The organism is Bradyrhizobium sp. ERR14 (assembly GCF_014198235.1).
Lineage (GTDB): Bacteria > Pseudomonadota > Alphaproteobacteria > Rhizobiales > Xanthobacteraceae > Bradyrhizobium.
Map to the genome: position 1 here is coordinate 111,237 of NZ_JACIHD010000010.1, position 16,697 is coordinate 127,933.

Annotated in this window: 6 protein-coding genes; 3 read left to right on the plus strand and 3 right to left on the minus strand. The window is 62.4% G+C overall.

The annotated features are described in order from the left end of the window. Nucleotides 1-372: 372 nt before the first annotated feature. Nucleotides 373-660, plus strand: a complete 288-nt coding sequence (locus GGD62_RS25820; protein WP_183710887.1) for a hypothetical protein — start codon at nt 373-375, stop codon at nt 658-660. Nucleotides 661-702: 42 nt separating this feature from the next. Here the strand turns inward: GGD62_RS25820 and GGD62_RS25825 are convergent, their stop codons facing one another. Beyond that, the gene (locus GGD62_RS25825; RefSeq protein ID WP_018323192.1) at nt 703-2,133 is read right to left on the minus strand and encodes an undecaprenyl-phosphate glucose phosphotransferase; all 1,431 of its coding nucleotides are present in this window, start codon (nt 2,131-2,133) and stop codon (nt 703-705) included. A gap of 614 nt (nt 2,134-2,747) precedes the next feature. Here GGD62_RS25825 and GGD62_RS25830 point away from each other — a divergent pair. After that, on the plus strand, nt 2,748-3,485 hold the full coding sequence (locus GGD62_RS25830) for a metallophosphoesterase family protein (protein ID WP_092261618.1): 738 nt from the start codon (nt 2,748-2,750) through the stop codon (nt 3,483-3,485). A 60-nt stretch (nt 3,486-3,545) separates the two neighbouring features. Here the strand turns inward: GGD62_RS25830 and GGD62_RS25835 are convergent, their stop codons facing one another. After that, entirely contained in the window at nt 3,546-3,839 is a 294-nt protein-coding gene (locus GGD62_RS25835) for a hypothetical protein (protein ID WP_018323190.1), read from the minus strand. A 558-nt stretch (nt 3,840-4,397) separates the two neighbouring features. Here GGD62_RS25835 and GGD62_RS25840 point away from each other — a divergent pair. Next, nucleotides 4,398-4,664 carry a hypothetical protein gene (locus GGD62_RS25840; protein WP_183710888.1) on the plus strand — a complete coding sequence of 89 codons (267 nt, stop codon included), beginning with the start codon at nt 4,398-4,400 and terminating at the stop codon, nt 4,662-4,664. Between the two features lie 194 nt (nt 4,665-4,858). Here the strand turns inward: GGD62_RS25840 and GGD62_RS25845 are convergent, their stop codons facing one another. Beyond that, the gene (locus GGD62_RS25845) at nt 4,859-16,681 is read right to left on the minus strand and encodes a VCBS domain-containing protein (RefSeq protein WP_312014299.1); all 11,823 of its coding nucleotides are present in this window, start codon (nt 16,679-16,681) and stop codon (nt 4,859-4,861) included. Nucleotides 16,682-16,697: the final 16 nt, after the last annotated feature.

Genomic DNA, 16,697 nt, shown 5'->3' on the forward strand with positions numbered 1-16,697 from the left:
ATTGTAAAGACGTCGGGCCCGCTGCCATTTGGCAGCGGGCCTTTTTTCGCGTCTTGCGCAACTGTCGCCTGAAGAGGAACGAGTGCGCCTTCGCACCACGAGACGGAAGATTGCGCCGAGCCCACCTCCGACTGGCGAGGCCTCCGTATTCGTCCGGAATCCACAACTTGCAGTTATTGCTCTAGCCAAAAGCAAGGATTGACGAAGGCGACGATGGCGAGGACAGTGCGCCAATTGGCAATCATTCATCGGTAATACGAGACAATCCGGTCCTCGATGCTTCAAACTGCTGAAACTTTGGGCATCTTTCTTTCTGGGTTCCCTGAGGCTAACCTCGGCTGATATTTGTCGTTCATTTCCGGCGGGCTCGGAATGCTGATCGTCCTGACGATTTTGACTATTTGGGTTCTGCTCAACATCCTGTTCGTGTTGATCGTGGTTCCCCCCCGTAAACCGCGTCCCCAGCCGATGGCGACGACACTCTCACGCGCGCCCATCGACCCTAGCCAAAGGGAAATCGAGCAGGACGAACCCTTCTCGATCCGCCATGTCATCGTTTCCGTCGCGATGGGAGCTTTCTTCGTGCTGGTGCCGCCGTTGCTTGCCTTGCGCGACGCGATCATGCGGCTCTTCAGCAGGTCGTCGAGAGACGGAACCTGATCCCTCGAGGATCCGGTTCCGGACAGTGAAGAAATTGAACGACTAATATGCTTCCTGGAACATCACTGCGGACGCCGTCCGGGCCATAATCTTCAGGTCGAGCCAGATACTCCAGTTGCTGACGTACCAGACGTCATATTCGACCCGCTTCTCCATCAGATCGATCGTCGGCGTTTCCCCCCTGAACCCGTTCACCTGGGCCCAGCCGGTCAGGCCCGGCTTCATGTGATGCCGGTAGACGTACTTGCTGATGATCTCGTCATAGTAATTGTCATGGGCCAGCGCGTGGGGGCGCGGCCCAACCAGCGACATATCCCCGCGCAGCACGTTCCAGAGCTGCGGCAGTTCGTCGATGCTCGTCATACGAAGGAAGCGCCCGATCTTGGTGACCCGAGCATCCCTCTTGGTCGCCTGGGCAATCGTTTCGCCGTTCTCGCAGACTGTCATGCTCCGGAACTTCCAGATCTCGAACGGCCTGCCATTGAAGCCGCGGCGCGACTGGCGGAATATGACGGCTCCCGGGGAATCCAGCTTGATCAGCACGGCAACGGTGAGCAGCAGCGGCGTCAAGACTACGAGCGCGAACAGGGCCACGCCGACGTCGAGACAGCGCTTTTGCAGCCGCTCGAGAATGGTGAGAGGCGGCCGCTGGATTTCGACCGCTACGGTTCCACTGACCGGCAGGAAAGGACGAGCCACCAGATCCGCGACCGGATCGTCCGGCAGCAGGCGTATCGGCTGCGGGACCGCGCGCAGATATGGCCCGAGCTTGCGCAGCATCGGCAATTCGTTCCAGTCGATCGCAAGCAGATATTCATCGACGTCGGCCGAGCGCGACTGACGGATCACGTCGCGAATCTGCCGCTCCCAATGGCCGTCATCCCGGTCGTCGCCAAGCACGAAATGGCGCATGACGTCGAAGCCATTTCTCCGCAGGTCCTTGAAGCGGCTGGAGGTGAAGTCGAGCGGCTTGAGGCTGAGCAGGATCACCTTGCGATCGACCAATCGACTTCGCGCAAAGCTCGTGCCAAACACCGCCTGCCAGACGAAGCGGAGGCTGACCAAACCAAGTCCGCCGATCACGGCAAATACGATGACGGTGCCGCGGGAGAGGTTGTCGGTTGATTTCAGCAGGAAGGCCGCAACGGCAAGGATCGTCAGCGACGTCAGCCAGATAAACACCGCCTTTCGAAGCTGCCAGACGATGTTGAGCAAGCGGTGGGTGGCGTAGACATCCCGGAAATAGGCGACCGCGACGAACACCACGCCGACAAACAACCCCGCTCCCACCGAAGCTCCGTCGGCGGGTGAAGCGACGGCCGCGCCGTACAGCGAAGCCCCGGCGGCATAGCTCAACAAGATCAGCAAAAAGTCAGCCGCCATGACGACGATCTGAAATGGCCTCTGAAGAGCGCTGCCGCGCATCGACGACAGCGTGTGAGTGTTTTCAGAACCATAAGTTGCAACAGCCATTCGTACCTCTGTCTATCGAGAGAGTGTCTGACGCTCATCGTGATGCTGAAGACTCGTCACTTCCCCGCACGGAAAGTGTTGAGTGATCGCAGCGACATTGTGGCGCTGCACGCAAAACTTTTGCGGCGCACGGATCGTGCGTCGTGTTGAAATGCGCAGCGAAATTCGACGCGCTGAAAATGTCGTCACAGTGATGACATATGAGCGAACGCGTTGCCCTATTTTGAATCAAGTTCCACGTCCACCGCGATGCTTTGCCGTCGTGTGAGCGACTCCTCGCTCATCTTTCAGGCGATAGAATCCCTCGGCGAAGCACAATGAGTCATTTGCGAGAATTTCGATGATTTTCTATCTGGGCGTGCGATGCAAAATTGCGCCAAGGCATGCATCTTTGCTGCACTCTCGCCTTGAGCGATGCAATCCTGCGGACCGACCATTCACACCGCCGGTCGCATACCCAGGTGGGCAAAAAATGCCGCGCCCTTCTTTTGGCGTGATCGAGCCGGAGAACAAGGACGCTCCCTCGCCAATTTCACGTCGTTCGTGTTGGATGGAAGCTCTCCGGTGCCGGCGACTTGGGGAAATTTTTTCGACCACCCGATCGATTGAGCGCCATGATATCTCTCGCCCGACCACGCCCGCCTATGCCCAAACCGCAATTGCCGGAGGGAGTCCGCATCTATGCGATCTCGGACATTCATGGATGCGCACATCTGCTCCAGCCGATGTTGCGGGTGATCGACGCCGACATCGCCTGCAGCCGGCCGCGCTACGCGATCGAGGTCTTCATGGGCGATTACATCGATCGCGGCCCGGATACGCGCTCCACCCTCGACGTCCTCGTCGAACGGAGCCGCCGGGGCAACGCGGTCTTCCTCAAAGGGAATCACGAGGCATTTCTGGTGAGGGTGTTCGAAGACCCTTCACTGTTCGAGGATTGGATTGCCGTCGGCGGGACCCAGACGCTGATGTCCTACGGGCTCGCGCCGCCGGACCTGAAGCGCGACGAGCCGGCATCGATCATGCGCGATCTGATTCGGGCGATGCCCACCGAGCATCTGGAATTCCTGGACAATCTGCGGCTGAGCTTCAGTTGCGGAGACTTCTTCTTCGTTCACGCCGGCGTTCGCCCCGGCGTTCCATTGGCCGAGCAGACGGAGCGCGATCTACTCTGGATTCGCGAAGAATTCCTGCGCAGCGAGGAGCAGTTCGGCAAGTACATCGTGCATGGCCATACGCCGGTCCGCAGCGCCGAATTCATGGCGAACCGCGTCAACATCGACACCGGCGCCTATGCGACCGGCAACCTCACCCTGATGAGCATCCAGGGCAGCCGCATGCTCGCGGTATGACGCGGAGCCTTGGTTCGCGACGGCTAGCCCATCGGACCATGGCATCGACCTCGACCGGATCTAGTTGAGCAAGCGGGGCTTTTCCAGCCGCGCGCGTGTTTCAGCCATCCAATCGTTCCAGGCTCGCTCGTGCTTGACGTAAAGCTCCAGCCAGCGCTCCCCATGTCCGTCCTGTCGGACGCGGCGTGCCTCGACAAGCAAATCGGCGCCGGGGCGGGAGCTCGGATTATCCAGCGCTTCGAACTCGACCGTCTCCGAGATCGTCAGCCCGACAAGCACGCGTTGTCCGGCGCCATCGACGATGTAACGCCGCGGCGCATCCTTCTTGGGTTCGCTCATCTCGTCATGCCCCATCGTACCAGTGAGATCCCGCCAGCGAATCGGACGTTGCCTAAAAGGCTCGTCGAGCGTGGCCGAACGTCGAGGTGGGAGTCGGTCCGGTCATTCGGCGCGAGGCGCCGCGGGACGGGTTCGCAGGGCTTCGTTGCACGCGCCAAGCGCGTAGCGCGTATCCCAAGGTGAGGCCAGCGCCGAAAATGAAAGCGGAGAGGAATGTAGAAGTCATGGGAGTCGCCCTAGATAGTCCGGGACTCATCAAGAGCGAGCAGTGTGTCGACATCATGGTTCTTGCCGACCTCGGGCGCCGAAAGATTGTTCATGCCTGACCTCTTACGTGCATGCAGCACAACTCCCGTGCATTGACCGCTGCGATCAAGATCACTCATTAGAGTCACTCAATATAAAGAGATGTCCTCGCGATCCCGATCTGTCCAAGAGCTGCTGCCGTCGAACGGACCTGGCACGCCCTCCCACGAACAGGAAATTTCGGGCCAACCGGCCAATCCATGCCCTTGCAACCAGTCGGGACCCGTCGCATTATTTCGCATCTCATATTACGAGGGATTCAATCCAATGAACGTCCGCGCCCTTATTCCATCCATTGCCCTGTCCGCTCTCGGTCTCGCTTTGACAGCATCCGTAGCACCGGCCGCCGAGCTGGCGGTTGCTCCAGCACATCAGCGCGCGGCCTACGCGCAAACCGGGGTCGTGCTGTGGGATGACGTTTATCCGCCCGCGATCTATGGCCCGCAACTTCGCTCCGTCGAAGAAGTCGCAGCCATGAAGGCGCAGGTGCGTCCGGTGTCCCAGCGCTGGTGGGGCTATTGGTACGTTCGGTGAGCGCGGGAGCGCTTAGCTAAGAGCGCCCTGAGAGGCCAGCCACCTTCGACCCAGCGACCTTCGACCACAGACCGCCGATCCACCGGATAGCTGGTGGTGGCGGTTTTTGCTTGGGCTCGCGCGCCGATTGCCGGACGGCGGCTCCGGAGACAGGCCGGCAGGCGGCCAACGCCTTCTCCGAAGCCGGTTCCCTCTCAGCTCAACAGGAAGTTGCCGTTGTGCAGCGTGCCGCTCGCATTCTGCAGGCTCACATCCATATCACTCGTTCCGTCGCCATCGATATCGATCTGAAGATAGTCGTTACCCGGCCCGAAGTTCTGCAGATGAGCCGAAGCCTGGTTGGCGCCGAGCAACGCCGCATTCTCCACGTACTCGATGTGACCGCCGGCGACGCTGATGCCTGAGAACGTAAAGCTGTCATTGTCGGCATCGAAACTGTGAATGGTATCCGCGGCACCGGCGGCGGAATCCGCGGTGCTGACGAAGCGGAAGTTGTCATGGCCCGCACTGGCGAAGATCTCATCCGCACCCGCGCCGGCAGTGATCGTGGTGTTACCCGACGCATTGCCGATCGTGATCCTGTCGAAATTCGCGGCGGCATTGACGGTTTCGACATTGGTCACCGTGATGTCATAGACATTCGCGTTGAAGTTCAGAGTGTCGTCGCCGCCGCCGAGATCGATCGCGTTCGCCGGGCTGCCCTGCAACGTCAGAATGTCGTCCGACGAGCTCCCGTTGAGCAGATTCACGTTCCACAGATTGTCGAACGAATTGCTGCCTGCGGCGAGATTCAGGACGTTTGCCGTCCCTTCGCCGAGATTGACCGACACTCCGGACACGGTGTTCAGAAGCGTGACCATATCGTCCGACGGGTTGAGATTGCCGGTAAAATCACTGCCGTTGAGGTTTTCGACACCATTGATGCTGACCGAATTCACGCCATTGGCGAGCGACACCAGATCGTTTCCACCGCCCATGTCGATGAAGATGCCGTCGACGGTATTCGTCAAGCTGACTGAATTGTCGCCTGAATTGCCGTTGATGTGCTCGACGCCGAGCGCGGCGAATGCCGCGAAGTTTCCGTTGAGAACGATCGTATCCTCGCCATCGCCGAGGTCGACCGCGACGCCGTTGGCCGCGGCGATCGCACCGGTCACGGTTAAGGTGTCGTCGCTCGCGGTTCCGTGCACGTGGTTGACGTCGTAGATGTTCACGAACGAGTTCGCGCCGGCTGCGAGATTCATCGTATTGTCGCCGTTGCCGAGGCTGATGTTCAGGCCCGTGACAATCGTCGATAAGGTGAGCACGTCGTTGACGCCGGGCGTCACGCCGAAATCGGACCCGCCGACTCCCTCGACACCGATCAGGCTGAGCGTGTTGGCGCCGCCCGCGAGATTGAGCTGATCATTGCCGCCGCCGAGATCGAGGACCAGTCCGTTGGCGGTCGTCGTGAGGTTGACGAACTCATCATTGCCGTTCCCGATCAGGTTTTCGACACCTGAGAGATTGAGCGTGTAGCCGTTACCGAAGGTGCCGTTGAGCAGGACGGTATCGCCCGTCCCGACTCCCAGATTGATCCCGTGTCCGAAGATATTGGCTCCGACGCGAAGATAATCATCTCCAGCCGTTCCGATCACGGGTGCCGTGTTAGAGAACTGTTGCGTCGAGAGGTCGATCGGACTGCCCGAAGCTCCCGACGACAGCAGCACGATGGCGTCGCTAAACTGCAGCGCTTCGACGTTGGTCAGGGTGTCGGTGCCGTCGCGATTCACGACATTGTCTTGAACCTGGACCGTTCCAGCCGTCGTGACGGTGTATTGCGATTGCGTACCCGAGAAGATCACCATGTCCGAGCCGGCGCCGCCGTCGATCGTATCGTTGCCGCCCTGGCCGGTGATGCCGTCATTGCCGCCGCCTGCGTTGATCGTGTCGCCACTGCCGCCGCCGAAGAAGAACTCGTTATTCGAGCCGCCGACGAGCGTGTCGGCCTGGTTCGAACCCTGGACGCTGTTGACGCCTCCCGTGATGAAGTCTGCGCCGGCCGCACCGCTCACAGTTCCCGTCGAAAGATCGACGGAAACTCCACCCCCGCTCGCCTGAGAATACGAGACCCGCGTATTGCCGTTGCCGGTGATGGTATCGTTACCGAGCAGGCCTTCGAACAGGTTGAAGGTGCCGAACGATCCGGCCGAAGTCACGCCGGTGAAGCCCGCGGCATTGTAGGTGTCGTTCTGGTTGCTGCCGGTCGCACTGTTGACGCCCACATAGGTATCGGTGCCGACAGAACTGCCGCCGGTCGCAGTCCCCGCCTGCAGGTTGATCGTCACAGCATCGGTCGCGCTGGAATAGATGATGCGGGTGTTGCCGTTGCCGGTGATCCCATCGTTGCCGGCCAGGCCCTCGAACTGGTTGAAGTTGCCGTTGTTGCCGACATTGTTGGTTGCGCCGTTCTGGAAACCGACTGCGCCGAAATTCGTGGCCGTGAAGACATCGTTGAACGTGGTGCCCTGGGCACCCTCGATTCGGCGGAACGTATCATTGCCAATCGAACCGTCACCGGTCGCGGTGCCTGCCGTGAAGTTGATGGTGACCGGGCCGGTGGAGAAGTAGAGGTTGTTGTAGCTGATGACATCGAAGCCACCTCGGCCGTCGATGAAGTCGTCACCGGCAAGTCCGGTGAAGGTCTCCGTGGCCGTGGTGATATCGCTGCCGCTGATGGTGTCGTTGAACATCGAGGCCATCACGGCGTTGACGCCGCTGAACGTATCGTTGCCCGTGGATAAGTCACCGCTTGCAGTACCTGCCAGCAGATCGACCGTCACCGCGCCGGTGGCGTTGGTGAATGCAACGCGCGTGTTGCCGTTACCGGTGATGCTGTCGTTACCTCCCATGCCGATGAATTCGTTGAAGGTGAGGTTGGAACCGGCATTTTGACTGCCCCCGCTGAAGCCAACGGCGTTGAAGACGTCCGCAGCGTTCGAGCCGCGCACTGACTCGACCGATCGCAGCGTGTCGGTGCCGACCGTCGCGGCGTCGCCTGTCACGGTTCCCGAGGCCAGTTGAACGTTGATCCCGCCCACTGCGGCCGGGTCGAGCGCGTAGTCCGCCCGATCGAAGCCAGCCCGGCCGTCGATGAAGTCATCGCCGGCGCGGCCTTCGAAGATTTCCACGGTTCCGGCGCCGTTGGTGCTGCCGAGCAGTTGGTCGCCAAACCCAGAGCCGACAACTCCCCCGAAGCCCGAGCCCACCAGGGTATCGGTACCGACCGAAGCATCTCCCGTCGCCGAATGGGCCGCCAAATCGACGGTCACGCCGCCCGTTGCGTTGGCATACGAGATGCGCGTCAGGAGCGCACCCAGGCTGTTCATCGCGCCCGTGATGCTGTCGTTCCCGCCGCGGCCTTCGAACTCGTTGAAGCCCACATTGGTCCCGGCAATACCGCTATCGCCCGCAAAGCCAGTCGCGTTGAACGTGTCGGCATAGTCGCTGCCCACAATCCCCTCAACGTTCACCAGCGTGTCAGTGCCGACCCCTGGACCTGTCACCGAGCCTGCCGCAAGATTTGCGGTAATGCCGCCCGTTGCCGCGACATAGTCGGCGCGGTCGAAGCCGAGGCCGCCGTCGAGCAGATCATTACCATCGAGGCCCTTCAGCCGGTCGTTGCCGCCGAGGCCGCTCAGGCTGTCGGCATAGGCGGTGCCGACCAGTGTATTTGCACCGGCGTCACCGACGAGATGCACGCCCTGCCCCAGGATGAAGTCGGCAGCCGTGAGGTTCGACAGCGTCACGTTCAGCAGCGTGAGGGTGTCGCCATTGCCGAAGTTGATGACCGTGTTCGGCCCCTGTTGGGTGGCAAGCGCCTGAACGTCGGCAAGGGTCGAGACACCAGGGATCCCCGTGAGGTCGATCTTGTCGGCGTCCGTCTGCAGGAAGTCGCCGATGGTGTCGGCGCCGCCGCCGGCAGCGTAGACAAAGGTGTCTGCACCGATGCCGCCGTTCAGGCCGTCGTTGCCGGCACCGCCGCTGAGCAGATCGTTGCCACCGTTGCCGAACATCTGGTCGTTGGCACCAGAACCGGTGATCGTGTCGTTGAAGTTCGAGCCCGCAACGCTGGTCACCCCTCCGATGATGGTGTCATGACCCACCGAACTGTCGCCGTCCACAGTACCGCTTGCGAGATTAACGGTCACGCCGCCAGTGGCGTTGGCGAACAGCAGCTGCGTGCTGCCGTTGCCGGTGATGAGGTCGTTGCCGGCAAGACCTTGGAAGGAATTGAATCCGAAGAAGCCGGTCGCGTCGTAAGTGTCGGCGAAATTGCTGCCATAGACGCTGTTGACGCCCGTGAAGGTGTCATGCCCGACCGACACGTCACCCGTGACCGAGCCAGCGTTCAGGCTGACGGTGACGCCGCCCGTGGCATTCGTGTAGAGCAGTCGTGTGCTGCCGTTGCCGGTGACCTGGTCATCACCGCCGAGGCCCTCGAACTGGTTGAAGGTGCCGTTATTGCCGATATTGAGCGCACCGGCCTGGCCATAGCCCGTCGCCACATAGGTGTCGGCGTAGCCCGTGCCCTGAATGCCCTCGATCGAACGCAGCGTGTCAGTGCCGACCGACGCGTCGCCGGTCGCCGTGCCTGCCGCCATGTCGACGGTGACACCGCCTGTGACCGTGCTGAGGCTGTTGTAGATGGCAACGTCGAAGCCAGCGCGGCCGTCGATATAGTCGTCGCCGCCAAGGCCCGTAAAGTTGTTGTTGAAGCTGCTGCCGAGCAGCGTATCGGAGAAGGTCGAGCCCTGCACCGCATTGACGCCGGTGAAGCTGTCGGTGCCCTCGGTCGCACCCGTGGCGCTGCCTGCAACCGTAACGGCATTCGTGGTCCCGACGGCGCTGGTCTCGAGGTCGACGCTGACGCTGGAGGCCGCGATCTGGTAGTTCAGGCGGGTTGAGCCGTTGCCGATGATGGTGTCGTTGCCGCCGGCGCCGGCGAAATCGTTGAAGGCGCCGGAGGAGCCGACATTGGTCGCCCCGGCCTGACCGAATCCGGTCGCATCGAACGTGTCGTCGAAATTGGTGCCGCGGGCGGCCTCGACGTTGCGGATCGTGTCGGTGCCGACAGTCGCATCGCCGTTCACAGTGCCCGCGGCGAGGTGAACATAGATGCCTGAGGTGGTCGTCGTATCCGAATTGTAGGTGACCTGATCGTAGCCGCCACGGCCGTCGATGTAATCGTCGCCGCCGCGACCTTCATAAGTCTCGTAGGTGAAGGCCGCATTGTCGCTGCCGTAGAACGTGTCGTTGGAGGCCGAGCCCCAGATCGTCGAGACGTTGGAGAAGGTGTCGTGGCCCACCGAAGCATCGCCATCGGCGGTCCCTGCCCCGATGTCGACCGTGACCGCGCTGGATGCGCTCAGATAGGACAGTCGCGTCACCGCCTGCCCCAGGGCGTTGAGATCGCCGACGACGCTATCGTCGCCGCCGCGCCCTTCAAACTCGCTCTGTCCGGCGGCTACGCCGGGCAGACCGGTCGAGCCGGTAAACCCGGCCGCGTTGAACGTGTCGGCATAGTTGCTGCCGAGGATGCCCTCGACATTCGCCAGCACGTCTGTCCCGACGCCCGGGCCGGCCACCGAGCCGGCCGCAAGATTGGCGGTGATGCCTCCCGTTGCATCGCCGTAATCGGCGCGGTCAAAGCCTACGCCGCCGTCGAGCTGGTCGTTGCCGCCGAGCCCTTGCAGGACGTCGTTGCCGCCGAGGCCGCTCAAATTGTCGGCATAGACCGTGCCGACCAGCGTGTTCGGATTGGCATCGCCGATCAGGTGAACGCCTGGCGCGAAGATGAAATCCGCAGCAGTCAGGTTCGATAGAGTCACGTTCTGCAGCGTCAGGCTGTCGCCATTGCCGAAATTGATGAACGTGTTCGGTCCCTGCTGCGAGGTGATCGCCTGCACGTCAGCGAGGTTGTAGATGCCTGCGCCCGAAAGGTCGATCTTGTCGGCTTGCGCATGCGAGAAGTCGCCGATGAAATCGGCGCCGCCGCCGCTCACATAAACAAACGTGTCAGCGCCGCCGTTGCCGACCAGATTGTCGGCGCCGCTGCTGCCCTTCAGCGTATCGTTGAAGTTCGATCCGGACACGCCGATCACGCCACCGGTGATGGTGTCATGCCCGACGGAGGCATCTCCACTGACGGTGCCGCTGGCGAGATCGACAACAACGCCGCCAGTGGCGTTGGCGAACAGCAGCTGCGTGCTGCCGTTGCCGGTGATGAGGTCGTTGCCGGCGAGGCCCTGGAAAGAGTTGAATCCGATGAAGCCCGTGGCATCATAAGTATCGGCGAAATTGCTGCCATAGACGCTGTTGACGCCCGTGAAGGTGTCGTGCCCGACCGACACGTCGCCCGCGACCGAGCCGGCGTTCAGGCCGACGGTGACGCCGCCGGTGGCATTCGTGTAGAGCAGTCGCGTGTTGCCGTTGCCGGTGATCTGGTCATCGCCGCCGAGGCCCTCGAACTGATTGAAGCCGCCGTTGTTGCCGATATTGAGCGCACCGGCCTGGCCATAGCCGGTCGCCACATAGGTGTCGGCGTAGCCCGTGCCCTGAATGCCCTCGATCGAACGCAGCGTATCGGTGCCGATCGACGCGTCGCCGGTTGCCGTGCCCGCCGCCATGTCGACGCTCACACCACCCGTGACCGTGCTGAGGCTGTTGTAAATCGCGGTGTCGAAGCCGGCGCGGCCGTCGATGTAATCGTCGCCGCCGAGGCCGGTAAAGTTGTTGTTGAAGCTGCTGCCGAGCAGCGTATCGGAGAAGGTCGAGCCCTGCACCGCATTGACGCCGGTGAAGCTGTCGGTACCCTCGGTCGCACCCGTGGCGCTGCCGGCAACCGTGACCGCATTCGTGGTCCCGACGACGCTGGTCTCGAGATCGACGCTGACGCTGGAGGCTGCGATCTGGTAATTCAGGCGGGTGGAGCCGTTGCCGATGATGGTGTCGTTGCCGCCGGCGCCGGCGAAGTCGTTGAAGGCGCCGGAGGAGCCGACATTGGTCGCCCCGGCCTGACCGAATCCGGTCGCATCGAACGTGTCGTCGAAATTGGTGCCGCGGGCGGCCTCGACGTTGCGGATCGTATCGGTGCCGACCGTCGCATCGCCGTTCACGGTGCCTGCGGCGAGGTGAACATAAATGCCTGAGGTAGTCGTCGTATCCGAATTGTAGGTGACCTGATCGTAGCCGCCGCGGCCGTCGATATAGTCGTCGCCGCCGCGACCTTCATAAGTCTCGTAGGTGAAAGCCGCATTGTCGCTGCCGTAGAACGTGTCGTTGGAGGCCGAGCCCCAGATCGTCGAGACGTTGGAGAAGGTGTCGTGACCGACCGAGGCGTCGCCATCCGCGGTCCCGGCCCCGATGTCGACGGTGACCGCGCTGGATGCGCTCAGATAGGACAGTCGCGTCACCGCCTGCCCCAGGGCGTTGAGATCGCCGACGACGCTATCGTCGCCGCCGCGCCCTTCGAACTCGCTCTGTCCGGCGGCTACGCCGGGCAGACCGGTTGAGCCGGTAAACCCGGCCGCATTGAACGTGTCGGCATAGTTGCTGCCGACCACGCCTTCGATGTTGACCAGCGTGTCCGTCCCGACGCCGGGTCCCGAGACGGTGCCGGCCGCGAGGTTGGCGGCGATGCCGCCGGTCGCATCGGTATAGATGGCGCGGTCGAAGCCGGAGCCGCCGTCCAGGAGATCGCTGCCGCCGAGGCCCTGGAGGCGGTCGTTGCCCCCGAGACCGCTGATGGATTCGGCATCGGCGGTGCCGACGAGGTCGTTCGCGTTCTCGTCGCCGACGATCGGCGCGGCCGGCGTGCCGAACAGGAAATCGCTCGCCGTCAAGCTGCTCAGATTGACGTTCTGAAGCGTGAGGCCGTCACCCGAGCTGAAGGTGATGACCGTGTTGGGGCCGCTCTGCACCGCGTGCGCTTGCAGGTCGGAGAGGCTGAAGATGCCGTAGACACCGGTCAGATCGAGCTTGTCCTGGCCATGGACGAAGTCCTGGACGAAGTCGAAGCCGCCGCCGCTCGAATAGACGAAAGTGTCCGCACCGGCGCCACCGCTGAGGAAGTCGTTACCGGATCGACCATCCAGGGTGTCGTTGCCGTTGCTGCCGGAGAGACCATCGTTGCTGGCGCTCCCGACGATGGTGTCGTTGAAGTTGGACCCCAGAACGTTGAACACGCCACCGGTGATGATGTCGTGGCCGACCGAGCCGTCGCCATCGGCCGTGCCCGCGGTGAGGTTGATGCTCACACCGCCGGTCGCGTTGCCATACTGGATCTGGGTATTGCCATTGCCGGAGATGGTGTCGTTTCCGGCATTGCCCTGGAATGTGTTGAAGTTCGCGTTGGCGCCGGTGAAACCCGTTGCGTCGTAAACGTCATCAAGACTGCTGCCCACGGCGCTGTTGACGCCGGTGAACGTGTCGTGACCGGTCGAGCCGTCGCCGGTGGCGGTGCCGCCCGCGAGATTGACGGTCACCCCGCTGGTCGCGTTGGCGAAAATCAGGCGCGTGTTGCCGTTACCGGTGATGACGTCGTCACCACTCAGCCCTTCGAACTGGTTGAAGGTCCCGTTGTTGCCGATATTGGCCCCACTCGCGCCGTAACCGGTCGCATCGTAGGTGTCGTCGAAGTTGGTGCCCTGAATGCCCTCGATCGATCGAAGTGTATCGATGCCGTTCGATGCATCGCCGGTGACGATTCCGGCCGCCATGTCGACGGTGATGCTTCCCGTGATGAAAAAGATGTTGTTGTAGGACGAGACGTCGAAGCCGCCGCGACCGTCGATATAATCGTTGCCGGCAAGGCCGGTGAATGTGTCGTTGGTCGCCCCGCCCAGCAGCGTGTCGCCGAACATCGATGCCTGAACGGCGTTGACGCCGCTGAATTGGTCGGTTCCGACGGATGAATCGCCGGTGGCAAAGCCGGTGACGAAGTCGACCTGGACGCCAGCCGTCGCGTTGTTGAAACCGAGCCGCGTGAAGCCGTTGCCGGTGACGATATCGTCACCGCCATTACCGGTGAACTCATTGAACGTCCCGTTCGAGCCGGCATTGACGCTGCCCGAGCCGAAACCGACGGCATTGTAGGTATCGGCGAAGTTGGTGCCGCGGATCGCCTCGATCCCGCGCAACGTATCGGTTCCGATGGTCGAATCGCCGGTCACGGATCCGGCGGCGAGATTGACCATAATTCCAGTCGTGGTGTTCGGATCGACATTGTAGTCGACGCGGTCATAGCCACCGCGGCCGTCGATGTAGTCGTTGCCCGCAAAGCCCGAATACACCTCCGCGGTGAACATCGGATTGTTGCTGCCCAGAATCGTGTCGTTATAGGCGGAGCCCCAGACGCCGTTGAAGCCGGACCCGACGAGCGTGTCGTGACCGACCGATGCATCACCCTGCGCATAGCCGGCGGCGAGATCCACCGTCACCGCGCCGGTGGCGCTGACATAGGAGACGCGCGTCAGCTCGGCACCCTGGCTGTTGGTGTTGCTGATGATGGTGTCGTCGCCGCCTTTGCCTTCGAACTCGTTGTAGCCGACGGGGCTACCCGAGACATGGGCGTCGCCGGTGAAGCCCGCCGCGTTGAACGTATCGGCAAAGTCGCTGCCGATGGCAGCTTCGATGTTGACGAGGGTGTCTGTTCCCACGCCCGCGCCGGACGCCGTTCCGGCCGCGAGGTTGATCGTGACGCCGCCGGTTGCGTCGGTATAGACGGCGCGGTCGAAGCCCGGGCCACCGTCGAGGATGTCGTCACCCGAGCCGCCGCCGAGATAGTCCTTGCCGGCGCCGCCAAAGAGGATGTCGTTTCCGTCACCAGCGCTGATGCGATCGTTGCCGTCCTGGCCGTCAATCAGATCGTTGCCACCTCCGCCCGAAAGCACGTCATCGCCGAGCGAGCCGAACAGGGCATTCCCGACCGGGGTCAGCACGGCATTCGAAACCTCCGTGTCCAGATTTTCGACAAAGCGGTCTGTGAGCTGATCAATCGATTGTTGATCCGAAAAATCGGTCGCAGCCAGTTGGTCGGCGGCCGCGCCTTGAGCGACCTGACCGGCCTGCGCCAGTTCCGTGACGTTCGTGGCCGACTGAATGCTGTCGTTCGCGGCAGCAACGACCTCGATAACCGTCGCGGCGGCCGCCGCGTCGACGCCGGTGGACGTGACGACGCTCTGAACCGTTTCCGAAGACGCCAGATCGAAGACGGGCGCGCCGGGCCCGCTCAGGGAGGCCGTAATGGCGCCTGCAATGGCTGTAATGACCGCGCCCGTCTCCACGCCGACGGCCGACACCTGGGCGACCGTGCTTTGGACCTGGATAGCCGCCGCAAGCACCGCCGTTGCCGTCGGATCGCCATTCACCGCAGCGGGCACGGGATCGTACGACAGCAGGTCAATGGGGTTGGCGGGATCAGTGGCGAGATCGACGTTGAACGCGGCCGCAATGGCGTTGATGGCTTGGTCCACCGTCAGCGGGTGCTCGTCGTTTGCCGTGCTATCGACCAACGCAACGATCAATGTCGTCAGCGGAGTGATGACGGTGGAGCCCTCCGGCGCCCTCAGCACACCGGCGACCTGCAGCCCCGTCGAGATATCGACGCCGCCGATACTCACGAGCGGACCGGAGCCGCCCGCCAACGTAAAGCTGCCGTCAGCCCGCGTCGTCGTGTACGCCTCGCCTGCGTCAAGTATTCCGTTGTTGTTGGCGTCAGCAAATACCGTCGCCCCGCCGATATAGCCGTCGATATCCAGCGCGTTGATCTCGTTGGCACCGGACGTCACGGTCAGCGCGAGCTCGGCTGAGCTCACCGCCTGATGAATGCCGTCGTCGGAGATGGCGGTGACCTGCAGCGTGAACGGATCGGTGCTGCCAACGGCGTGGTTCGGAATCAGGACGACGTTCTGAATGGAGTCGCCCGTCACGAGCCAGACGCCGTCCCCGATCGCTGCGCCGTTCTGGACCGTAAAGCTCGACGGCACGCCCTCGATCTTCACCGACAAGGTGCTGCTCTGGTCGACCTTATCGGCGGCAATGTGAAGCGTGATGTTTCCGTCGGCGGCGCCCGATGAGTCCTGAACGCTCAGATTCGGCGCGTCCTCCGCGCCATGGATATCGAAGCTGATGTTCTTTGTCGTGCCGTCGACCGACGTGACCGTGAAAGTCTCCGTCCTGGTGTCGTTGGCGCCGAGATACTGAATGGCGGCGTTGTCGACCGAATAGGTGTAGTGGCCGTCGGCCAGCAGCGTCACCGTGCCGAGGTTGCTTGGTGCCGTGATCTCGCCAGCCTGGAACGCGGCCTGATTCTGGTCGGCGTCGACGATGGACAGCTGCCCGGACGCGGTCAGCTGGCCGTCCTCGGTGACGTCGTGATCGCCAACATTGCCGATGGTCGCGCCGTCGTCCTCGCCGTGGATTGTGAACGTGACATCCTTGGTGGTGCCGTCCTGAGAGATGACCCTGAACGTATCGATCTTGGTTTCGCCGGCTCCGAGATATTGCGCGGCGTTGTTGGCGACGGTGTAGGTGTAGCTGCCGTTGGCCGAGAGGTTCAGCGTGCCGAGATTGCCCGGCCCTGTGAGCACGCCGGCCTGGAACGAGGACTGGCCCGCGTCCGGGTCGCTGACCGAGATGCTGCCCACGGCGGTCAGATTCCCGGCGTTGTTCGCCGCAAGGTCTTCCGTCACATTGGCAATGGTGGGATCGCCGATCGTCGCCGCGTGATTGCCGCCGGCCGGGCCGTGAACGGTGAAGCTGACCTGCTTGGTGGTGCCATCGACAGCGGTCACGGTGAAGGTGTCGACCTTGACGGTACCGGCCGCCAGATTATGCGCAGCGCTTTCGGCCACGACGTAGACATAGCTGCCGTCGCCCGACAGCAGCAGGAAGCCGAGATTGCCGGCAGCGGAGCCAACGGCCGGCTTGAACGCCGCTTCGCCCTGATCAACGTCCGTGATTCCGATGCTGCCGATGCGGTGAGCACGAGTG

What these genes read in the sequence shown, in the direction of transcription:
- GGD62_RS25820 (WP_183710887.1), top strand. Translation starts at nt 373, where the DNA reads ATGCTGATCGTCCTGACGATTTTGACTATTTGGGTTCTGCTCAACATC.
- GGD62_RS25825 (WP_018323192.1), bottom strand. Translation starts at nt 2,133, where the DNA reads ATGGCTGTTGCAACTTATGGTTCTGAAAACACTCACACGCTGTCGTCG.
- GGD62_RS25830 (WP_092261618.1), top strand. Translation starts at nt 2,748, where the DNA reads ATGATATCTCTCGCCCGACCACGCCCGCCTATGCCCAAACCGCAATTG.
- GGD62_RS25835 (WP_018323190.1), bottom strand. Translation starts at nt 3,839, where the DNA reads ATGGGGCATGACGAGATGAGCGAACCCAAGAAGGATGCGCCGCGGCGT.
- GGD62_RS25840 (WP_183710888.1), top strand. Translation starts at nt 4,398, where the DNA reads ATGAACGTCCGCGCCCTTATTCCATCCATTGCCCTGTCCGCTCTCGGT.